This is a genomic window from Nonomuraea sp. K271, assembly GCF_009908215.1.
Taxonomy (GTDB): domain Bacteria; phylum Actinomycetota; class Actinomycetes; order Streptosporangiales; family Streptosporangiaceae; genus Nonomuraea; species Nonomuraea longispora.
In genome coordinates, this window is record NZ_JAAAHR010000013.1 from 34,409 (window position 1) to 54,670 (window position 20,262).

19 protein-coding genes are annotated in these 20,262 nt (G+C 70.8%); 6 read left to right on the forward strand and 13 right to left on the reverse strand.

What is annotated here, in order from left to right; all coding sequences use genetic code 11:
- The first annotated feature begins 110 nt into the window (after positions 1 to 110).
- Positions 111 to 1,664: an alkaline phosphatase D family protein gene (locus tag GUY59_RS06720; protein ID WP_171055304.1), complete on the forward strand. Its 1,554-nt coding sequence runs from the start codon at positions 111 to 113 to the stop codon at positions 1,662 to 1,664.
- Between the two features lie 45 nt (positions 1,665 to 1,709).
- On the opposite strand, the gene rocD is transcribed toward GUY59_RS06720, so the two are convergent.
- From rocD to GUY59_RS06735, 3 genes are all read right to left on the reverse strand, one after another.
- Positions 1,710 to 2,924, reverse strand: coding sequence for an ornithine--oxo-acid transaminase (gene rocD, locus GUY59_RS06725; protein WP_138199264.1), 1,215 nt, complete (start codon positions 2,922 to 2,924; stop codon positions 1,710 to 1,712).
- A gap of 2 nt (positions 2,925 to 2,926) precedes the next feature.
- Positions 2,927 to 3,724, reverse strand: a complete 798-nt coding sequence (gene ddaH / locus GUY59_RS06730; RefSeq protein WP_132333967.1) for a dimethylargininase — start codon at positions 3,722 to 3,724, stop codon at positions 2,927 to 2,929.
- Between the two features lie 124 nt (positions 3,725 to 3,848).
- On the reverse strand, positions 3,849 to 4,334 hold the full coding sequence (locus GUY59_RS06735) for an Lrp/AsnC family transcriptional regulator (RefSeq protein ID WP_138199263.1): 486 nt from the start codon (positions 4,332 to 4,334) through the stop codon (positions 3,849 to 3,851).
- 131 nt (positions 4,335 to 4,465) lie between these two features.
- On the opposite strand from GUY59_RS06735, the gene GUY59_RS50555 reads away from it, so the two are divergent.
- Together GUY59_RS50555 and GUY59_RS06745 are read left to right on the forward strand one after the other, a co-directional pair.
- Positions 4,466 to 6,778, forward strand: coding sequence for a GH1 family beta-glucosidase (locus GUY59_RS50555; protein ID WP_442938961.1), 2,313 nt, complete (start codon positions 4,466 to 4,468; stop codon positions 6,776 to 6,778).
- A gap of 99 nt (positions 6,779 to 6,877) precedes the next feature.
- Positions 6,878 to 8,053 (forward strand): hypothetical protein, encoded by a 1,176-nt coding sequence (locus GUY59_RS06745; RefSeq protein WP_138199261.1) that lies wholly within the window; start codon positions 6,878 to 6,880, stop codon positions 8,051 to 8,053.
- A gap of 69 nt (positions 8,054 to 8,122) precedes the next feature.
- Here the strand turns inward: GUY59_RS06745 and GUY59_RS06750 are convergent, their stop codons facing one another.
- The 5 genes from GUY59_RS06750 to GUY59_RS49850 form a co-directional block, all read right to left on the reverse strand.
- Positions 8,123 to 9,526, reverse strand: a complete 1,404-nt coding sequence (locus GUY59_RS06750) for a glycoside hydrolase family 16 protein (protein ID WP_138199260.1) — start codon at positions 9,524 to 9,526, stop codon at positions 8,123 to 8,125.
- 147 nt (positions 9,527 to 9,673) lie between these two features.
- Positions 9,674 to 10,372, reverse strand: coding sequence for a vWA domain-containing protein (locus GUY59_RS06755; protein WP_138199259.1), 699 nt, complete (start codon positions 10,370 to 10,372; stop codon positions 9,674 to 9,676).
- Between the two features lie 133 nt (positions 10,373 to 10,505).
- The gene (locus GUY59_RS06760) at positions 10,506 to 11,507 is read right to left on the reverse strand and encodes a hypothetical protein (protein WP_138199258.1); all 1,002 of its coding nucleotides are present in this window, start codon (positions 11,505 to 11,507) and stop codon (positions 10,506 to 10,508) included.
- 236 nt (positions 11,508 to 11,743) lie between these two features.
- The gene (locus tag GUY59_RS49845) at positions 11,744 to 12,463 is read right to left on the reverse strand and encodes a DUF5941 domain-containing protein (protein ID WP_138199257.1); all 720 of its coding nucleotides are present in this window, start codon (positions 12,461 to 12,463) and stop codon (positions 11,744 to 11,746) included.
- Positions 12,460 to 14,028 (reverse strand): CDP-alcohol phosphatidyltransferase family protein, encoded by a 1,569-nt coding sequence (locus tag GUY59_RS49850; protein WP_138199256.1) that lies wholly within the window; start codon positions 14,026 to 14,028, stop codon positions 12,460 to 12,462. Before GUY59_RS49850 ends, GUY59_RS49845 begins: the two co-directional genes overlap by 4 nt.
- Positions 14,029 to 14,178: 150 nt before the next feature.
- On the opposite strand from GUY59_RS49850, the gene recO reads away from it, so the two are divergent.
- Positions 14,179 to 14,913, forward strand: coding sequence for a DNA repair protein RecO (recO, locus tag GUY59_RS06775; RefSeq protein WP_132333717.1), 735 nt, complete (start codon positions 14,179 to 14,181; stop codon positions 14,911 to 14,913).
- The gene (locus GUY59_RS06780) at positions 14,910 to 15,683 is read left to right on the forward strand and encodes an isoprenyl transferase (RefSeq protein WP_138199255.1); all 774 of its coding nucleotides are present in this window, start codon (positions 14,910 to 14,912) and stop codon (positions 15,681 to 15,683) included. The genes recO and GUY59_RS06780 overlap by 4 nt, the downstream gene beginning before the upstream one ends.
- A 4-nt stretch (positions 15,684 to 15,687) precedes the next feature.
- Here the strand turns inward: GUY59_RS06780 and GUY59_RS06785 are convergent, their stop codons facing one another.
- Entirely contained in the window at positions 15,688 to 16,215 is a 528-nt protein-coding gene (locus GUY59_RS06785) for a CGNR zinc finger domain-containing protein (protein ID WP_330849141.1), read from the reverse strand.
- Between the two features lie 92 nt (positions 16,216 to 16,307).
- Between GUY59_RS06785 and GUY59_RS06790 the strand changes: the two genes are divergently transcribed.
- Positions 16,308 to 17,225, forward strand: coding sequence for a DMT family transporter (locus tag GUY59_RS06790; protein WP_252374829.1), 918 nt, complete (start codon positions 16,308 to 16,310; stop codon positions 17,223 to 17,225).
- Here the strand turns inward: GUY59_RS06790 and GUY59_RS06795 are convergent.
- The 4 genes from GUY59_RS06795 to GUY59_RS06810 are packed head-to-tail and all read right to left on the reverse strand — an operon-like array spanning position 17,165 to position 20,110.
- Positions 17,165 to 17,554 carry a Fur family transcriptional regulator gene (locus GUY59_RS06795; RefSeq protein ID WP_132333715.1) on the reverse strand — a complete coding sequence of 130 codons (390 nt, stop codon included), beginning with the start codon at positions 17,552 to 17,554 and terminating at the stop codon, positions 17,165 to 17,167. The two genes, GUY59_RS06790 and GUY59_RS06795, sit on opposite strands and share 61 nt — an antisense overlap.
- The gene (locus GUY59_RS06800; protein WP_201760570.1) at positions 17,551 to 18,426 is read right to left on the reverse strand and encodes a metal ABC transporter permease; all 876 of its coding nucleotides are present in this window, start codon (positions 18,424 to 18,426) and stop codon (positions 17,551 to 17,553) included. The genes GUY59_RS06795 and GUY59_RS06800 overlap by 4 nt, the downstream gene beginning before the upstream one ends.
- Complete coding sequence (locus GUY59_RS06805; RefSeq protein WP_138199254.1) at positions 18,423 to 19,205, reverse strand: metal ABC transporter ATP-binding protein; 783 nt, start codon at positions 19,203 to 19,205, stop codon at positions 18,423 to 18,425. Before GUY59_RS06805 ends, GUY59_RS06800 begins: the two co-directional genes overlap by 4 nt.
- The gene (locus tag GUY59_RS06810; protein WP_138199253.1) at positions 19,202 to 20,110 is read right to left on the reverse strand and encodes a metal ABC transporter substrate-binding protein; all 909 of its coding nucleotides are present in this window, start codon (positions 20,108 to 20,110) and stop codon (positions 19,202 to 19,204) included. Before GUY59_RS06810 ends, GUY59_RS06805 begins: the two co-directional genes overlap by 4 nt.
- Positions 20,111 to 20,262: the final 152 nt, after the last annotated feature.

A 20,262-nucleotide genomic window follows, 5' to 3' on the forward strand; every position in this document is an offset into this window, starting at 1 on the left:
TTGCCTAGGTGTTGGACAAATCCCAGCCGGTGATCAGAGGTGTCACGAGCGTCGCCACTCTGGCAGGCTTGCGTGCGGATGTGTGCCGAATCGTCGATCTGAGGAGTGGAATGCCCGCACTCGTGGTGGGGCCGATGCTGCGTTATGTCGATCGTGACAGCGCTTCGATCTGGGTGGAGACCGCCGACCCTTGCACGGTCACCGTCGAAGCGGACGGCAGGGCTTACCGGTCGCCTACCTTCACCGTGCACGGACACCACTACGCGATCGTGGATCTCGTTGGACTCACCCAGGATATCGGGTCCTATTCCGTCACACTCGACGGGGAGGCCGTATGGCCCCTGGAGAGTCACCCGCCCAGCCGGATCCGGTTGCTGCCCGCGGAGGGAATGCGCAAGCTGATGTTCGGCTCTTGCCGCACCAGCGTGCCGCGCGACGCCCCGCACGTGATCACGCACGGCTACGACATGCTGGGCGAGCTCGGCACCCATCTCGCGCAGGCCGGCGACGAGGAGTGGCCGGACCTGCTGCTGTTCCTCGGCGACCAGGTCTACGCCGACAGCCCGTCACCCGAGATCCTGGCCTACATCAGGGCGCGGCGGGACACCGAGCCGCAGGGCGAGATCGCCGACTTCGAGGAATACGCCGAGCTCTACCGCCAGGCGTGGACCCACCCCGACATCCGCTGGGTGCTGTCCACCGTGCCGACTGCGATGATCTTCGACGACCATGACGTGCGCGACGACTGGAACACCTCGAAAACCTGGCGGGAGCAGATGGCCAGGACACCATGGTGGCGCCGCAGGGTCGTCGCCGGGCTCGGGGCGTACTACGTCTACCAGCATCTCGGCAATCTTTCGCCGGCCGAGCGCGCCGAGGATCCGCTCCTGCAGAAGCTGCTGAGCGGCGAGGGCGACGCCGGGGACGCGCTCGACGCGTTCGCCGACAAGGCCGACACCGAGCCGAGCAGCAACCGCTGGAGCTACGCCCGCGACCTCGGCGACACCCGCCTGATCATGGTCGACACGCGGTGCGCCAGGCAGCTCACCCCGGGCGACCGCCGCATGCTCGACCCCGAAGAGTGGGCCTGGCTGCAGGAGCAGGTCACCCGCCCGGCCGAGCGCCTGATCATCGGCTCGTCGATCCCGTTCCTGCTGCCCGAGGGTGTCCACGGGGTGCAGAACTGGAACGAGGCCCTGTGCGACGGCACGTGGGGCCGCCTCGTCGCCAGGTGCTCCGAGGCGCTCCGGCAGGCCTTCGACCTGGAGCACTGGGCGGCGTTCCGGCGCTCGTTCGACGACCTGGCCGGAATGCTGGTCGAGCTCGGCAAGCCCGTGCTGATCCTCTCCGGCGACGTGCACTACTCCTACCTGGCCAAGGCCGACTCGGGACCGATCTACCAGGTCGTGTGCTCGCCCATCCGCAACCCGCTCAGCCGGCTACTGCGCTGGGCCAACGTGGTCACCCAGTTCGGCCTGGCCACGCTGGTGGGCGGCCTGCTGGCGCGTTCGGCGGGCATCCCGCGGCCGCCGTTCCGCTGGAAGATCATCAAGGGCCCCTGGTTCCAGAACGCGCTGGCCACGCTGACCCTCCCCGGCACGCTCACCTGGTACGAGTCGCGCAACGACGTCATGCAGCCGATCGAGTCCGTACGCGTGGGCTGAGACGAAGACCGTCACCGCTCCCGGGGCTGACGCCATGCCTTCTTCCTACTGCTCCTTCATGGCGTGAATCGCGTCGGCGAGCTGGTCGATCGCCCAGATCAGGTCGTCCTCGGAGACGACGATCGGCGGGGCCAGCCGGATCGTGGAGCCGTGCGTGTCCTTGACCAGCACGCCCCGCTTCAGCAGTGAGTTTGACACCTCGCGCCCGGTGGCCAGCGACGGGTCGATGTCCACGCCCGCCCACAGGCCCCGCCCGCGGATCTCGGTGACGCCCCTGCCGAGCAGCCCGCGCAGCCGGCTGTGCAGGCTCTCGCCGAGCTTGGCGGCCCTGGCCTGGAACTCGCCGGTGTTCAGCAGCTCGACGACGGCGATGCCGACCGCGCACGCCAGCGGGTTGCCGCCGAACGTGGAGCCGTGCTGGCCGGGGTGGATGACGCCGAGCACGTCGCGGTCGGCCGCGATGGCCGAAACCGGTACGACGCCGCCGCCGAGGGCCTTGCCCAGGACGTAGATGTCGGGCACGACCCCCTCGACGTCGCACGCGAACGTCTGCCCGGTGCGTCCCAGACCCGACTGGACCTCGTCGGCGATCATGAGGATCCCGCCGTCCGAGCACAACTGCCTGAGCTCGGTCAGGTAGCCTTCCGGCGGCACCAGCACCCCGGCCTCGCCCTGGATGGGCTCGACCATCACGGCGACCGTGTTGGCGTCGACGGCCTGCCTGACCGCCTCGGCCGAGCCGTACGGCACGGTTCTGAAGCCCGGCGTGTAGGGGCCGAAGTCGTCGTGCGCGTCCGGGTCGGTGGAGAAGCTGATGATCGTGGTGGTGCGGCCGTGGAAGTTGTTCTCCATCACGATGATGTTGGCCTGGTCGGGCTCGACGCCCTTGACCTGGTAGCCCCACTTGCGCGCCACCTTGATGGCGGTCTCGACCGCCTCGGCGCCGGTGTTCATGGGCAGGATCATGTCCTTGCCCGTGAGGTCGCCGAGCCCGGCGCAGAACCGCGCGAACTGGTCGTGGTAGAACGCGCGGCTGGTCAGGGTCAGCCGTTCGAGCTGGTCCCGCGCCGCCTCGATGATCTTCGGATGGCCGTGGCCGAAGTTGAGCGAGGAATAGCCGGACAGGCAGTCCAGATAACGTTTCCCCTCGACGTCGGTGACCCACGCCCCGTGCGCCTCGTGGATCACCACGGGCAGTGGATGGTAGTTGTGCGCGCTGCGGCTCTCGCTGACCTCGATTAGCTCCGCGCTGGTGGTCATGGTCACTTGTTCCCCCTGATCTCCAGTGTGCAGCACTTGGGACCCCCGCCCGCCTTGCGCAACTCCGACAGGTCGACCGGGATCACCTCGTACCCTCGGCGCTTGATCTCCAACTGCAGGGTGGAGGCCTCGGCGTTCATCACCACGTGGGTGCCGTCGCTGACCGCGTTCAGGCCGAGCACCTCGGCGTCCTCGGCGGTCGCCAGGACCGCGTCGGGGAACATGCGGCGCAGCACCTCCTGGCTGCCCAGCGAGAAGGCCTGCGGGTAGTAGGCCACGTTCCTGCCGTCCAGCGGGAACAGCGCCGTGTCCAGGTGGTAGAAGCGCGGGTCGACCAGCGTCAGCGAGATCACCGGGCGGCCCAGGACCTCCTGCGACTCCTGGTGGGCGCGCACGTCGGTGCGGAACCCCGTGCCGGCGAGCACGACCTCGTCGAGCGCGAGGAAGTCGCCCTCGCCCTCGTTGACGTGACGGGGCTCGTGCACCGGGTATCCGCGCGCGGCGAACCAGCGCAGGTAGGCGGGGCCCTCGGGGCCGCGCTGCGGGTAGGCGAACCTGGCGCCGTAGACGCGCCCGTCGACGACCAGCGCGCCGTTGGCGGCGAACACCATGTCGGGCAGCCCGTCGATCGGGTCGATCAGGCTGACGCGATGGCCGAGTTCCTCGTACGCGGCCTTGAGCCCTTCCCACTGCAGCACCGCGACGTCGCGCGACGCGCCCGCCTCTGGGCGCATCCACGGATTGATGCTGTATTCGACGGCGAAGAACTCAGGGCGACACATGAGGAAGTGTTTGGGCATGCAGCGCTCCATCATCGTTGACCAGGGAAAATCCCCTCCCGGGGTGACGCAGCCAGCCTAGGAACCGCTGCCGGTGGCGGCCAAGACTCCGACATTGCGCATACGCGCAGGTCTGTTGCGACTTTCAGGCGTCCGTGCGTGGTCCGTTGCGCGGTTCCGGCACAGTGGTGCCGGGTGGTGCGTCGACCAGCCTGGAGAGCACGATGACGCTCTTGGTCCGCACCACGAACGTCTCCGCCGCGATGCGCTCGATCACCCGCTCCACGTGGCGCACGTCCGTCGCCCTGATGTGCAGCAGCGCGTCGGCCTCGCCCGTGATCGTGGCCGCGCCCACCACCTCGGGGAACCTGGCAACGGCCAGAGCGATGTCCGACGGCTTGGTCTTGCCCTGGCAGAACAGCTCCACGTAGGCCTCGGTCGTCCAGCCCAGCGCCTGGGGCGCCACCCGGGCGCTGAACCCGGTGATCGCCCCCGTCGCCCGCAACCGGTCGACCCGTCGCTTGACCGCCGACGCGCTCAGCCCCACCTGGGCGCCGATGTCCGCGTACGTCGCACGGGCGTCGTCGACGAGCGCCGCGATGATGTCACGATCGAGCCGGTCCAGTTCCACGCGCTCTGTATACAGCCTGGCCAGGCTGGCGCGCGACGCGCGGCGCGCGGGAGACTGGGCGCTCGTACATTGTCCGGAGGGTTTTCACCACGATGAGCGCAGCGAGTTTCCCCGAGGGTTTCGTCTGGGGGGTGTCGACTTCCGCTTTCCAGATCGAGGGGGCCACGACCGCCGGCGGCCGCGGCCCGTCCATCTGGGACGGCTTCTCCGCCGACCGCGCCGAGGCCTGCGACCACTATCACCGCCATGCCGAGGACGTGCGGTTGATGAAAGACCTCGGAATAGCCGCCTACCGGTTCTCGGTGAGCTGGGCCAGGGTGATTCCCGACGGCCGCGGAAAGGTGAACGCGGCGGGGCTCGACTTCTACGACCGGCTGGTCGACGAGTTGATAGCCGCGGGCATCACGCCCTATGCCACCCTTTATCACTGGGACCTGCCGCAGGCGCTGGAAGATGGAGGCGGCTGGCCGGTTCGCGACACGGCACACCATTTCGCGGATTACGCCACGGTCGTGCACGAACGGCTCGGCGACCGGGTCGGCACGTGGTTCACGGTGAACGAACCGTGGGTGGCGTCCTTCCTCGGGTACGGTTCGGGCATTCACGCGCCCGGCAGGACGTCGACGGCCGACGCCTTCATGAGCGCGCACCACATGCTGCTCGCCCACGGGCTGGGCGTCCAGGCGCTGCGCGCCGCCGGGGCCTCCGAGGTGGGCGCCGCGCTCAACATCTCGCCCGTGCTCACGCCCGCCCAGGTTAGCGACTTCGGCAGGGAGCTGACCGAGGAGGACACCGAGGCCGTGACCAGGATCGACGCCCTGGTGAACCGGCAGTTCCTCGACCCGATGTTGCGCGGCGCCTACCCCGCCGACCTGGTCCCGCTCATCGAGCGGCACGCGGGGCTCGGTCACGTCCGCGACGGCGACCTCGACGTCATCGCCCAGCCCGTCGACCTGCTCGGCGTCAACTACTATGCGCCGCTGGTGGTGCAGGCGCAGCCCAGCGAACCCGCGGACCCTGCTTTCCCGGGAAGCGAGGGTGTGCTTTTCTGCACGGTGCCCACGGCGGTCACCGCAATGGGCTGGCCCATCGTGCCCGGTTGCCTTTCCCAGCTGCTCGGGCGCCTTTCCCGGGAATATCCGCAGACCGAGCTGTTGATCACCGAGAACGGCGCCGACTTCGTCGACGTGGCGACCGGCGACGGCATTCACGACCTCGAGAGAATCGGTTTCATCGAGGAACACCTGCGCGCTCTGAAAACTGCGATCGACGACGGCGCCAACGTCCGCGGATATTTCGTCTGGACGCTGCTCGACAACCTCGAATGGACCGACGGCTACCAGCGCAAGTTCGGACTCGTGCACGTGGACTTCGCCACCCAGCGACGCCGGCCGAAGGACAGCGCCCGGTGGTATCGCGACGTCATCGCGCGCAACGGCCTGCCAGGGACCCGCGCCAGGCGGCCCACGCTGGAGACCGTGGCCGCCCGCGCCCACGTCTCCAGGGCCACCGTCTCGCGCGTCGTCAACGGCGAGACCTCCGTCAGCCCCGAGGTCCGCGCGACGGTGATGCGGGCCGTCAGAGAGCTCGGCTACGTGCCCAACGCGGCCGCCCGCAGCCTCGTCACCCGGCGCACCAACACGGTCGCGCTCGTCCTGTCGGTGCCCCGGCAGGGCGGCGATCCGCTGACCGCGGCCGTCGTCCAGTACGTCACCAGCATGCTGGAGGGCGCGGGCAAACAGATCACGCTCATGCTGGCCGACACCGCGGAGAGCCACCGCCGCATCGTCTCCCACGTCGAGGGGCGGCTGTCGGACGGCGTCGTGCTGCTGCCGCCCGACCGAGGCGACACCCTGGCCGAGCGGCTCTCGCGGACCGGCGTGCCGATCGTGCTGCTCGGCAAACCCGCGGTCGCCTCCCTGGTGCCGTACGTGGACGTCGACAACGCCGGGGGAGCGGCGGCCGCCACCGAGCACCTCGTCGCACGCGGGCGCCGACGCATCGGCATGGTCTGCGGCCCCATGGACCTCATCTCCATCCAGGACCGCCTGGCCGGCCACCGCGCGGCCTTGCACCGCGCCGGCCTGAGACCGCTCCTGACCCCGGCCGACGGCTACACCCGCGCCTCCGGCGCGGCGGCCGCACGCCGGCTCATCGAGGACAACCCGTCACTCGACGCGATCTTCGCGGCCGGCGACCAGCTCGCCATCGGGGCGTTGCGGGCCGCGCGGAAGGCCGGGCGGCGGGTGCCGGACGACCTGGCGATCGTGGGCTTCGACGACATCGACGCCGCCTCCGCCACCACCCCGCCGCTCACCACCGTGCGCGTCCCCGTCGCCGAGCAGGCGCTGGCGCTCGCCCGGCTGCTGATGTCGCGCCTGGACGGCGGCCACGCCACATCCGTCGTGCTGCCGGCCCGGCTCGTGGTCAGGGACTCCACCTGACGGCCGCCCGGCCGCACCCGGATTTCCCGTACGGGCTCCAGCCGTCGATCAGCGGCCCGGCGACTTAGCATCGAGGGCAGGACCCCGCAGGGAGGCCAGATGCGCTTCGTCCGCCGCAAGCAGGAAGCATCCGCCGAGCCCGACGGCGAGGTCACCCGAGTCGCGCCCGCGGCCGCGTACGACGGCGACCTCTACCGCCTGCCCGAGTGGGCGCGGCGCCGCGGCGAGGAACGCGCGCTGGGCCGCGCCCACGCCGAAGGCGGCCAGTTCGACACGCTCACGCTCCAGACCGGCAGCGTGCCCCGCTTCCACGAGCTGGAGGACGAACGCCTGGAAGAGCTGGCCAGGATCGACGAGTGCACGGAACGGGAGATCCAGCGGGCCCGCGCCGAGCTGGAAGCGCAGAAGATCCGCCTGGCGGAGTCGCAGCGCGCGTTCGGGGAGGCACGCAAGGCCCTCGACGACAGCAGGCAGCGCGTCACCGAGCTCGAACAACCCAGCAGGCGTCCCGGCGACGGACGCCCCAGCTCGATCGCGGTCTCCGGCAGCCGCTGGCCGGTCGTCCGCCGTTGGTTGCCCGCCGCGCTCCTCCTGTTGCTCCTGCTGGTCGTCGAGGTGCCCATCCTCTACCAGGTGATCCTCAGCTGGGGCGACAGCGTCGCGATGACCGCGCTCCTCGCCGCGGGCGCCGCCCTCATCATGCTGGTGGCGCCGCACATGTACGGTCGCGCGTTCCGCTCCTGGCAGGAGCACGGCAGCTCGTCCCAGGGGCGCTGGCTGCTGATCGGCGTGGCGACGGTCTGGCTCGGCCTCATCGTCGCCGTGGCCGTGCTGCGCCGGGACGCCCTGGTCAGGCCCCTGGTCGTGGACGGGCAGGAGATCGGCCCCACCTCCGAGGGCGTCGGCCAGCTGCCCACCATGGTCCTCCTGCTGGCGCTGCTCGTGGCCACCGCGCTCATCGCCGCCGACCTGGGCCGCCGCATGCACAACCCCAACGACCGCCGCCTCAGGGAGCTGCGGGCCAAACGTGACGCCGAGGCCCGCGTCTTCGCCGAGGCCCAGGCGGCCTACCAGCACGACGCCGGCTACGCGGAGAGCATCGTCCACTACGTCGAGGCGGCGGAGCGCCGCCGGGCGAGCCGGCTGCGGCAACTGGACAGCGGCTTCGACAGCCTGGCCACGGCCTACCTCGGGGGAGTGGTGGAGGGCCTGAAAGACCCAGAGGCCGCCAGCTGGGCCGAACGCATCGTCCTCCAGCGCCGCACCCGCTCCTGACCGCGCACGGGCCCGTACGCACGGGGCTCACGCGCGTACGGGCCCGCCGGCGGAGGCCGGGACAGGCGGTCAGGAGGTGGAGAAGGTGAACCAGTTGACGTTGACGAAGTCGGCCGGCTGGCCGCTGCTGAAGGTCAGGTAGACCGTGTGCGTTCCCGTCACGCCGGAGATGTTGGCCGGGACGGTGCGCCAGCTCTGCCATCCGCCGGTGTTCCCGATGGCGAAGTCGCCGATGGGGGCGGCGGTGGGGCTGTCGAGCCGCACCTGCACCAGCCCGCTGACCCCGGCGCCCGCCCCGGACGCCACCCTGGCCTTGAACTGGCGGGCGGCCTGCGAGCCGAACGTGACGCCGTCGAAGCGCAGCCAGTCGCCGTTGGAGAGGCCGCCGACGTTCTGGCCGCCGCCCGAGTCGGTGGTGGACTCGACCATGGTGCCCGACTGGGCGGTGTAGCGCTCGGCCTGGATGGTGGAGCGGGCGTCGACACTGCCGGGCGGGTCGCTCGGGTCGGGGTCGGGATCGCCGCCGCCCGTGCCGCTCTGCCAGACCGCGACGTAGTCCACCAGCATCGGCCTGCCAGGCACGGTGTCCCCGGTCGGGGTGCCGAAGCCCGCCACGCCGTTGGGGAAGGCGCCGCCCATGGCCACGTTGAGCAGCAGGAAGTAGCCGGCGTGGCCGGTCATGTTGTTCCAGGTCGTGGCGTCGAACCGGGACTGGCTGAGGCTGTGGTACAGCTGGCCGTCGACGTACCAGCGCAGCTGGTTGGGGCTCGTGCTGCGGTCCCACTCGAAGCGGTAGGTGTGGAAGGCCGACTGGCAGGAGGCGCCGGGGCAGGCACGGCTGGCGCCGAGGCCGTTGTTCTCCTCGCAGGGGCCGCCGGGGGCGACGCCGCAGTGGAGCACGGCCCACACGGAGTTGAGCCCGTTGACGTTCTCCATGATGTCGAACTCGCCGATCCCCGGCCAGTTCCAGTAGTTCCCCCGGTACGGCGACCCGAGCGCCCAGAACGCCGGCCAGTAGCCGAGCGCGGCGTTGCCGGTCACGTTCGGCATCTGGATGCGGCCCTCGATGCGCAGGACGCGCCCGTCGGCGGGCTTGAAGTCCGAGCGCCGGGTCTCGATGCGGGCCGAGGTCCACTCGCCCGAGCCGCTCCGGAGCGGGGTGATGCGCAGGTTGCCCGAGCCGTCGAGGCTGAGGTTGGAGGTGCTGGAGGTGTAGTTCTGGATCTCGCCGGTGCCCCAGTTGGCCGGTCCTCCGGGGTACGCGTGGCCCGTGTCGATGATCCAGTTGTTCGATGAGGGCAGGGTGTTCGCCGGGCCTTCGAAGTCGTCGGCCCAGACCAGGGACCAGCCGGCCGGCGGGGGCGGCACGGAGGCCGAGGCTCCGGCGGTCATCTGGACGAGCAGGCCGGTAAGTGCAATGAGCACCACGGCCACGGGTGCCAGGCGGCGCCGGCGCCTGTTCGCTGTTGTCATCATCGCTCCATGGGGGGTGTGGATGCGAGAGAGCGCTCTCTCAACGATGTGAACACACGGCTTACCCCGTGTCAACAATCCGCACAGCGGCTGCGTGGGCAGGTGCGCGTCACAGGTCAGAGAGCGCTCTCGGCGAGGGGTCGCGCCTCACAGCAGGTCCACGGTGGCCGCGCCGGCCGCCTCGAACGCCTCCTGCCAGAACGCCTCCAGCTGCGGGAACCGGTCAGGGCTCGACGTCTTCTTCCGCAGGAACCCATGCACGACCACCGCGTACCCGTTCATGTCGGGCAGCAGGCGCGCGTCCCGCAACTCCTTGATCTTCTGCCGGCGGGCGTCCTCGCCGAGGTCCAGCTTGTTGACGTCCAGCTCGCCCCGGTTGCTGATCAGGTCGCTGAACACGATGAGCCGGTGCGCCTTGTCCGGCTGCCGCTGCGCGGCGAGCTGCTTGGCCACGTAGCGCAGCGCCCCCAGCACGTCCGACCCCTCGCCCTCCGTCGGGCAGTCGAACAGCTCGACCGCCCTCGGCACCACCTGCGTGATCCGGTGCTTCCTGACCCGATCCTCGACCACGGGGTTGTCGTTAGGGTTCTCCGCCCGGGTAGCCGCGACGGGCACCGGGTCCTGGCGGCAGGCGCTGCTCTCCGAACTGCCCGTGACGGCCGCGAACCCGATCCAGTCGCACCCCTCCGCGAACGCCGGCATCTTGGAGGTGACGTCGTTCCTGGAGGTGGCCGGATCGGCGTAGCTGGTCGAGTCGACGACCACGCCGCAGAGCCCCCTGGCCTCCGTCCCGCACGCCGTCACGCCGGCCGCGACCACCGGCAGCACCGCCAACGCCGCGACCACGCGACGCGCCGTACGGGCTCGTCCCGGGGCCACGCGCCGCGCCCGGGCCCCGCCGCTGTCCTCCGCCACCCGCCGTCCTCCCGATCGTGTGAAGATGCCGTCAGCCGTCGCCGTGCCCGCGCGGCCTTCCTCCTCATGCGCCGTCCTCCTGATCGCGAAGGGAAGGCGGGTCGTCGTGCTGCCCGCGCGGTGGTTCGTCACCGTCCTCCGGGTCCGCGCCGGCTCTCCCGCCCGGGTCGTCCTCCGCGCCGGCGTCGTCAGCGGGTGGTCCGCCCGGTGAGAGCCGGCGGCGGGAGCGGCCGGGCAACTCCCTGGGCAGCACCTCGGCGTGCCACACCTCGATGCGGTTCTCCACCTCGCGCAGGATCCGCCCGATCTCCCGCCGGCCCGAGACCGCCGTGGGGTTGCCCGCCGTGGCGTCCATGGCGATGATCTCGCCCTTCCACAACGACGGGACCTCCTCCTTGCGGGGATGGGCCCGCAGCACGCCGCTCTTGTACGCGGCGATGAGCTGCTCGGCCCTAGCCTGCACCGCCTCCACCTCGTGGTCGCGCTGCATCAGCGCGCTCTCCCACTCCTGGGTGAGGTGCTCGATGCGGGCTCTGGCCCGCTGCACGCCGGCGTTCGCCTCCTCGACCAGGGCCCGCCGCCGCGCCTCCGCCCGCAGCGCCCTGGCCTCGGCGATCGAGATGAACGGATCCCGCTGCGTGGATCGTGCCCCCTCAGCCGCCGCGCCGGGCCCGGCGTCCGGCCGGGCCTCGGCGGTGCCCTGGTGGTTCTCGAGGGCGGCGCGGGGCGGGGCCCCGGGGGTGGTGCCCGGGTGCGGCTCGGAAGTGTGGCCGTTCGGGGACGGCTGGGGCAGGGTGTCGCTCCTGCCCAGCTCCCGCAGGATGATCTCCCGCTCGCCGAGCGCGCGTTCCGTCAGCGCCGTCCGGGTGGCGGCCAGCCGCCGGTCGACCTCGGTGATCTGCTCGCGGGCCCGGGCACGGATCTCCGTCACGTACGCGGGCTGGAACTCCGGATCGGTGAACTCGCCCAGGGGATGCCGCCGGGCGTCCCGCATCCCCTGCCGGCGTGCCTCTTCACGCTCGGCCAGCGGATCGCCCCGCCTGAACAGCCGTGACAAGAACGCCATCCGCGTCTCTCCTGGCTCCGGCCGGACCGGAACCCGGCCCGAGTGTCCCTGGCCCCCAGACTAAGTGCTCATTTCCGGGTGATGGCGGCACGCACGGGTGGTTCTGCGCCGGTGTGGCTTGAGACAGGCCCTGGAGACCGGCCTTTCAGACAAGGAAAGCGCATCCCGGGCCACTGTCTGGAGCGCGGGGGGACGCCGCGGCACCGAGCGGGGCCGGTGCCGCGGCGGTGACCCGGTCAGCCTTTGGCCTCGCCGTTGGCCTGCGCCTGCTCCATCGCCTCTTCCGGAGAGGCTTCGAGGTCCTGCTCGGCGTCGGCGCCCGCGGCGGAGGCCTTGTCGAGGCGGACCCAGCTCGTCACGCTCTCCACCGCGAACAACACGAACAGGTAGGCCGTCAGCACCGCCAGCACCGGGGTCAGCGCTTCCAGCGCGGCCCCGGCGCCGATGATGAGCAGCCGAAGCTCCCATCCGAGCCCCGCGTAGAACACCCAGGCGGGCGGCCAGATGCTCTGCCGGGTGCGGTAGACGGTGTCGTAGGTGTGGTAGCCCACGACGTACACCAGCACGAACAGCAGCCACCTCGGCGCGTCGGCCACGAGACCGACGGCGATCATGGTGAGGAACTCGGTGCCGCGCAACAGCGGCGGGGTGAGCCAGTCGAAGCGGCCCAGGTGGTCGCGCGGCGCGGTGGGCAGCACCAGCAGCAGCATGATCGCCACGGGCAGGAGCAGGACCGGGCCCGGCTCCAGCACGCCGGCGACGATGAGGCCGACGATCGCCAGCAGGGCGACGAGCGTGGCTGGGACGGGCGGCAGGCCCTTGCCGAGCTTGCCGGCCAGCGCGTGGGTTAGTGGTCCGTCGTCGCGGTAGGCGAGCAGGCGGGCGGTCTGGGTGCGGCGGCGTTCCTCGTCGGGGTCCGGCGTGGGAGTGGCCATGGCCTGCGGTTGGGTGATCATACGAGCGACCTCATGAGGCGTCCGGTGAGGGTGTAGATGGCGGCGACGGAGCCCCAGATCACCAGGGTGAGGAAGGTGATCCGGGCGTCGAAGAGGGCGGCGGTGATCGCGATGGCCGCGAACCGCTCGCCGATGGGGAACACGATCATCTTGCGCGCCCAGTGGACGGCGCGGTGCTTGCCCGCCTTGCTCCACATCTTGAGCACGCCCCGCACGCCCTGGTTGCGCTCGACCTTGCGCCGCGTCAGCGCCTCGCGCAGGTCGCGGTCGTCAGGCACGTCGAGCGCCAGGGTGGGCAGCTTGGCCGGGGGCTTGCGGCGGTTGGAGATGCCGAAGGAGAAGTCGAGCAGGTGGCGCACCGACTGCAGGCCGATCGCGGCCAGCGCCAGGATCCAGATGTCCTCGCTGTTGCCGGAGACGACCCAGCCGATGGCCAGGCCGGCGAAGACCACGTATTCCTTGAACCGGTCGAACGTGGCGTCCAGCCACGCCCCCAGCACGCCGAACTTGCGGGCGTAGCGGGCCACCTGGCCGTCGACGCAGTCGAAGACGAACGCGAAGTAGATCAGGATGCCGCCCGCCACCATCCACGGGCGATCGCCCGTCGCGAAGCAGACGGCCGCCGCCACGCCGAGCGCGATCGAGATCAGCGTGACCTGGTTGGGTGTCCACCCGCGCCTGGCCGCCCAGCGGGCGATGAAGCGGGAGTAGGTGGAGACGAAGTAGGTGGTGAAGAAGCCGTCGGCGCCCTTGACCGCGTTGTTGAGCCTGGAGCGGTCTTCGTTCATGCCGGTCATCTCGGCGCCCGCTTCGTTCACCTCCTCCTGGGTGGTGACCCGGCGGTAGAACAGGTCGCGGCGGCCGCGGATGCCGACCGACACGCCGTTGCGCACGAGCCCGAACACAATGAGCTGCACCAGGTCGTCGTCATCGCCGAAGCGGTGGGCGATCTCGGCCAGCTCGCGGCAGGTCTGCGCCAGCACGGGGGCGTTGCGCGCGCTCACGTGCAGCGGGCCGAGCAGGGCCGCGTTGGGCCTGGTGACGGCGTGGTAGGCGGTGCCCACCGAGACCACACGCGAGGACTTGCCGATGCGGGCGCGGACGGGCAGGCCTTCGAGGCGCTCGTAGCCGATCTCGGGCTCCGCCTCCGAGATCGGGACGCGCCCCTCCTGGGCGGGCTCGTCGTCGCCGTCTTCAGGACCGTTGTCCTCCTGACCGGTGTCCTCCTGCGCCTCCTCGGAGATCCCGTAGCGCGGCTCCTTCGCGACGAGCGCCAGCGCACCGCGCTTGGACTTGGTGATCTGGTAGATCAGCTCGTCGTGGACGACGGAGTTGGTGGGGATGATGAAGAGGTTTTCCGTTGCTGATGCTGCGACATCGGCCAGGGCTCGCAGGGCGGCGGCCACATCGCCTGACTCGATGGTGGCGGGCCGCGGATCCATGGAGGTGACCTGGCTGCGTAGTCGCTCGGCCACAGTCGGGTTGCCGGCTAGCGCGGCCAGCCTCAGGCCGGTCGGAGAGGTTTCGGGGCCGGGCGAGGCGCCCAGCAGGACCACGCGGGTCATGTCTCCCTTTCGAGGCGGTTGCGGGGGGTTGAACAACGGGTGATGCGGGGACAGGCGTCAAAGTCTAGTGAGGGTTACGCAAAGTTGCGTCAACAGAGCATGCCCGTAACGTTCGCCCGTCGGTACCGAGAGTGGCCGTAAGATGTCCGAGTGAGTCTCTACCGTGACGAAGGCGTGGTCCTGCGTACACAGAAACTCGGTGAGGCCGATCGCATCGTCACCATCCTGGCCAAGCGCACCGGCAAGGTCCGCGCGGTGGCCAAGGGCGTGCGCCGCACGACATCGCGTTTCGGGGCGAGGCTTGAGCCGTTCACGCACGTCGACCTGCAGCTGCACACCGGGCGCACCCTCGACGTCGTCACCCAGGCGGAGACGCTGAGACCCTATGGGGAGGCGCTGGCCGCCGACTATCCCCGCTACACCGCGGGCACCGCGATGCTGGAGACCGCCGACCGGCTGACGCACGGGGAGAAGGAGCCGGCGCTGCGGCAGTTCCTGCTGCTGGTGGGCGGGCTGCGCACGCTCGCCGACCGGGACCACGAGGCCAGGCTGGTGCTGGACGCCTATTTTCTGCGCTCCCTGGCCGTGGCGGGCTACGCCCCCGCGCTCGACGCGTGCGCCAAGTGCCGGGCCCCGGCGATCAGGGCGTTCGCCATCGTCGCGGGCGGCGTGGTGTGCGGGGCGTGCAAACCGTCCGGGTCGGCCGTGCCCGCGGGAGAGACGATCGGGCTCATGGCGGCGCTGCTGCGGGGCGACTGGGCGGCGGCCGACGTGTCGGAGTCGCGCCATCGCAGCGAGTGCAGCGGTCTGGTCGCCGCCTATCTGCAGTGGCACCTCGAACACGGCATACGCTCTCTCCGACACGTCGAAAGGGAGCCCGCGTGAACGTCCGACCACCGTCCCCGCATCCGTCAGGCGCGACGCCGCCGCCGATCCCGCGCGAGCTGGTGCCCCGGCACGTCGCCATCGTCATGGACGGAAACGGCCGCTGGGCCAAGGCGCGGGGGCTGCCGCGCACCGAGGGGCACAAGGCAGGCGAGTCATCGCTGTTCGACGTCATCGAGGGGGCTCTGGAGCTGGGCATCCCCTATCTGAGCGCCTACGCGTTCTCGACGGAGAACTGGAAGCGCTCTCCCGACGAGGTGCGTTTCCTCATGGGCTTCAACCGCGACGTGATCCGGCGGCGCCGCGACGAGCTCAACGCCATGGGCGTGCGCGTGCGCTGGGCCGGCCGGCCGGGGCGGTTGTGGAAGAGCGTCATCTCCGAGCTGCAGACGGCCGAGGAGATGACCGTCGACAACCGTACGCTGACGCTCCAGTTCTGCGTCAACTACGGCGGGCAGGCCGAGATCGTCGACGCGGCGGTGCGGATGGCCGAGGACATCGCGGCCGGGCGGGTCAGGCCGTCCAAGGTCAACGAGAAGGTGTTCGCCCGCTATCTCGACGAGCCGGGGATTCCCGAGGTCGACCTGTTCGTACGGTCGTCGGGAGAGCAGCGCTTCTCCAACTTCCTGCTGTGGCAGTCGGCCTACGCCGAGATGGTGTTCCTCGACCGGCTCTGGCCCGACTTCGACCGCAGAGACTTGTGGGAGGCGTGCGAAATCTACGCCAAGCGCGACCGCCGCTACGGCGGGGCCATGCCCAACCAGGTCTAGCGGCTCATGCCCGGCGGCGGGCGCGGTAGGCGGCGACGTGCATGCGGTTGCCGCACGTGCGGCTGTCGCAGTAGACGCGCGAGCGGTTGCGGGACTCGTCGACGAACACCCGGTCGCAGTCGGGCGCCGCGCACGTGCGCAGGCGCTCGGCCTCGCCCTCGACCAGCAGGTGGGCCAGTGCCACCCCGCAGTCGGCCGCCACGTGCTCCGCCAGCGTCGCGTCGGCGGCGAAATAGTGCACGTGCAGCGGATGCCCGTCGTGCTCGGTGAGCCTTGGCGTGATGCGCGTCTCCGACAGCAGGGCGTTGAGGAGGCGGACGGCGCTCGGCTGGTCGGTGGCGGTGAAGACGCGGTGGAACGCCTCCCGCACCATCCGCACCTGCCCCAGGTCGCGGGCCGTGAGCCGGCCCACGCCGCTGATCTCGCGGGACTCAACGAACGCCTGCAGTTCGGCCAGGCCGGCCAGGCCCTCGTCGCCGCCGGTGGAGGGCGAGGTGTTGACCAGCTCGACAACGGTGGCCAACGAATGCACCATGTCATGGCCAAACGGCATGTTGACTCCTGTACGCGCCGGGTTCTAGCGTTGTCGCAGCGTATCTCCTGCTCGGGGCATCGGGGGTTTCCGTGAGTGCACATCGGCGTATCGTCATGGTCGCGATCGCCGGGGCGCTCATCATCTCCACCTCTGGCCCCATGGTCCGCATGGCCGACGTGTCACCCGCGACCTCCGCGTTCTTCCGATGCGCGTACGCCGTGCCGCCGATGCTCGTGCTGGCCTGGCTGGAGCGGCGCCGCTTAGGCCCGATGCCGCGCAAGGCGCTCCTGACGGCCTATTCGGCGGGCGCGGTGTTCGCGCTCGACCTGCTGTTCTGGCACCACGCCATCGAGTACGTCGGCGCGGGGCTGGCCACCGTGCTGGGCAACCTGCAGGTGTTCATCGTGGCGTTCGCCGCCTGGGCGGTGTTCGGGGAGCGGCCGTCCACGCGGCTGATGGCGGGGACGCCGGTCGTGTTCGGCGGCGTGGTGCTGATCTCCGGGGTGTTCGACAGCGCGGCCTACGGCAGCGACCCCATGATGGGGGTGCTCGCGGGGGTCGCCACGTCGTTGTCGTACGCGGTTTTCCTGCTGCTGATGAAGGCGGGGCCGGATCGTGGCGCGGGCCCGCTGGCGCACGCGACCGTGGTGACCGCCGCGACGATCGCGCTGCTCAGCCCCGTGTTCGGCGGCGCGGACTTCACTCCGGACCAGCCGGCGCACGGCTGGCTGCTGCTGCTCGCGCTGGGACCGCAGGTGCTCGGATGGTCGCTGATCACGTATTCGCTGCCGCGCCAGCCCGCCGCGCTCACCGCGCTGCTGCTGCTGATCCAGCCCATGACGACCGTGGGCATCTCCGCGCTGGCGCTCGGGGAGCGCCCGTCGGTGTTGCAGCTCACGGGCTGCGCGATCATCGTGCTCGGCGTGCTCTACGGCTCGCGCCGGGCTCAGCCCGTCCTGGCCGGGGCCGAGCAGGACGAGCAGGTGCCGAAGACCTCGACCGTGTGAGTGATCTCGGTGAACCCGTGCTCGCTGCCGACCGTCTCGGCCCAGCGCTCGACCGCGGGCCCGTCGACCTCCACGGTGCGGCCGCAGCGGCGGCACACCAGGTGGTGGTGGTGGGTGTCGCTCGCGCAGGCGCGGTAGACCGACTCGCCCTCGTCGGTGCGCAGCACGTCGACCTGGCCGCCGTCGGCCAGCGCCTGCAGAGCGCGGTAGACCGTGGTCAGGCCGATCTTGGCGCCGTGCAGGCGCATCTCGGCATAGACGTCCTGCGCGCTGCGGAAACCCTCGCTCCTGCGCAGGGTGTCGTGCACGGCATCGCGTCTCGTCGTCATGCGACCTCCTCGACGCGCAGCTTTGGTCGCTCGCTCAATGGTGACTCCTGGGTACGGCCTCGCCGTACGAATCTACCGACCCCGAGGGCCAGGACGAAGCCGGCGAGCGCAAGAAGCACGATCGCGGCACCCGGCGGGACCTTGGCCGAGTAGGTGGAGGCCAGCAGACCGCCCACGGAGGCGAGCACCCCGAACACCATGGCCAGCAGCATCGTCGTGCGGAAGCCCCGCGTCAGCTGCTGGCTGGTGGCCACCGGGATCACCATCAGCGCGCTGACCAGCAGCAGGCCGACCACGCGCATGGCGATGACGACGGTGAGCGCCGCCGTGACAGCGATCAGCAGGCTGAGGAAACGCACCGGCAGGCCGCTGGCCCTGGCCATCTCCTCGTCCTGGCAGAGCACGAACAACTCTCTGCCGAAGATCACCACGACCGCGATCACCGCGGCGGCCAGCGCGGCGATGACCCAGATGTCCCCGGGGGTGACGCTGGCGATGGCGCCGAACAGGTAGGAGTTGAGCTTGGTGGTGCTGCCGCCGGGCGCGATGCCCATGAGCATGACGCCGCCCGCGATCCCGCCGTAGAACAGCAGCGCCAGCGCCACGTCGCCGCTGGTGCGGCCGCGCGCCCTGACCAGCTCGATGGCCACGGCGCCGAGCACGGACACGATCACCGCGGTCAGCACGGGCGCGGTGCCGGTGAGGAACCCGAGCGCCACGCCGGTCAGCGCCACGTGCCCGATGCCGTCGCCGAGCAGCGACAACCTGCGCTGCACGATGAACGTGCCGACCGCGGGCGCACAGAGCCCCACCAGCAGCGCCGCGATCAGCGCGAGCTGGAACAGCTCCTCCTGAAGCAACTCGATGATCATCGTGGGTCCCCCTGCCACCCCGTGAGCGGTCCCGCACCCGGCTCGACGGGCGCGTGCGGGTGCTGGTGCTCGTGCCCAGGCCGGGCGCAGTCGCCCTCGGGACGCGGCGGCCTGCCGTCGTGCACGACCCGGCCCTCGCGGATCACGACGCCGCGCGTGATGATCGGCTCCAGCGGGCCCAGCTCGTGCGCGACCAGCACCACGGTCTTGCCGTCCAGCACCAGCGCGGCCAGGGTGTCGGCGAGCAGTTTCTGCGTCTCGGCGTCCACGCCCGCGGTCGGCTCGTCCATGACGTACGTGTCCGGCTCCCCGGCCAGCGCGCGGGCGATGAGCACCCGTTGCTGCTGGCCCCCGGACAACGACTGGACGGGATCACCTTCGCGGTCGGCCAGCCTGACGGCCTCCAGCGCGCTCGCCACGGCGGCCCTGTCGGCCACGCTGGTCCTGCGGAACCTGCTCTGCCTGGCGATCCGGCCGGAGGCCACGACCTCACGCACGCTGGCGGGCACGCCGCCGCCCACGTGGAGCCGCTGCGGCACGTAGCCGATGCGCCACCACTCGCGGAACCTGGCGGGCGGCGAGCCGTACAGCAGGGTCGAGCCGCCGGACAGCGGCGTGAGGCCGAGCAGTGCGCGGACCAGCGTGGACTTGCCCGAGCCGTTGGCGCCCAGCAGGGCGACGACCTCCCCGGGACGGACGGTCAGGTCGATCCCCTGGAGGACGGGTTTGCCCTCGAAGGAGACCCGGCCGCCGGTCATCGCGAAGGCCGTTTCGCTCATGCCGTACACCCCAGTGCTGTTTGTAGGGTTCTGAGGTTATCGCGCATGGCCGACATGTAATCGCCCGAGGGCTTGCTCTCCAGCGGGTCGAGCACTGCCGTCCTCGCGCCGACCTGGCTCGCGAGCACCTCGGCCACCTTCGGGCTGACCAGGGTCTCGGTGAAGATCGTGGTCACGCCCTCGGCCTTGGCGAGCTTGGCCACCTCGGAGATGCGGGTGGGCGACGGCTCGGTCTCGGGGTCGAGCGTGATGCCGACCTGCTTGAGCTTGTAACGATCCGCGAGATATCCGAACGCCTCGTGCGCGGTGACCAGCGTCCTCGTCTTGCATGTGCCGAGGCCCTGGGCGAGCTCCTGGTCGAGTGTGCCGAGCGCGGCGGCCGTCTTCGCGGCGCGGTCCTGGTACGCCTTGGCGCGCGGGGCGTCGGCGGCGGCCAGCCGCTCGCCCAGCTTCGTGGCGACGGTGGCCAGGCGGGACGGGTCGAGCCACAGATGCGGGTCGTAGGCGACCTCGTGCTCATGCTCCTCGGCGCCTTCCTCGGCGTGTCCGTGCTCCTCCGCGTGCCCGCCGGCCGCCGGGATCGTCTTGACGGCGGTCGCGGCGTCGAAGCTCGTGTCGGGCTCCACGGCGTCGTCCACGGCCGGCTGCACACCCTTGACGTAGACGGTGAGCGCGGCGTTCCTGACCGCGGTGACCTGCTGGATGCCCAGCTCCAGATCGTGGGGCTCGACGCCGGGCGCGGTCAGGCTCGTCACCTGCACGTCGGATCCCCCGACCTGCTCGGTCAGCCACTGGAGCGGGTAGAAGGCGGCGACCACCTCGGGCCTGCCGCCCTCCGCCTCTGTGGTGGCGGAGCCGGCGCCGCACGCGGCGGTGGTGGTGACCAGCGCGGCTCCCGCCAGCAAGCGTGCAGCACAAGACCGGGAAAATCCTGAAATCATGCACCCAGTATGCTGCAGAATGAAAATGATTGTCAAAATCTCCACGCAGGGTGACGCGGCGGCGGGAGCGTTCCAGGCCAGGAGGACAGGATGCCGGACGGCGGCTGGGGGCCCGG

Coding starts and splice junctions, on each gene's coding strand:
- ddaH (WP_132333967.1), bottom strand. CDS start 3,724: ATGCCCAAACACTTCCTCATGTGTCGCCCTGAGTTCTTCGCCGTCGAA.
- GUY59_RS49845 (WP_138199257.1), bottom strand. CDS start 12,463: ATGATCACCCAACCGCAGGCCATGGCCACTCCCACGCCGGACCCCGAC.
- GUY59_RS06720 (WP_171055304.1), top strand. CDS start 111: ATGCCCGCACTCGTGGTGGGGCCGATGCTGCGTTATGTCGATCGTGAC.
- GUY59_RS06800 (WP_201760570.1), bottom strand. CDS start 18,426: ATGATCATCGAGTTGCTTCAGGAGGAGCTGTTCCAGCTCGCGCTGATC.
- GUY59_RS06745 (WP_138199261.1), top strand. CDS start 6,878: ATGCGCTTCGTCCGCCGCAAGCAGGAAGCATCCGCCGAGCCCGACGGC.
- GUY59_RS06795 (WP_132333715.1), bottom strand. CDS start 17,554: ATGACGACGAGACGCGATGCCGTGCACGACACCCTGCGCAGGAGCGAG.
- rocD (WP_138199264.1), bottom strand. CDS start 2,924: ATGACCACCAGCGCGGAGCTAATCGAGGTCAGCGAGAGCCGCAGCGCG.
- GUY59_RS06750 (WP_138199260.1), bottom strand. CDS start 9,526: ATGACAACAGCGAACAGGCGCCGGCGCCGCCTGGCACCCGTGGCCGTG.
- GUY59_RS06805 (WP_138199254.1), bottom strand. CDS start 19,205: ATGAGCGAAACGGCCTTCGCGATGACCGGCGGCCGGGTCTCCTTCGAG.
- GUY59_RS49850 (WP_138199256.1), bottom strand. CDS start 14,028: ATGACCCGCGTGGTCCTGCTGGGCGCCTCGCCCGGCCCCGAAACCTCT.
- GUY59_RS06760 (WP_138199258.1), bottom strand. CDS start 11,507: ATGGCGTTCTTGTCACGGCTGTTCAGGCGGGGCGATCCGCTGGCCGAG.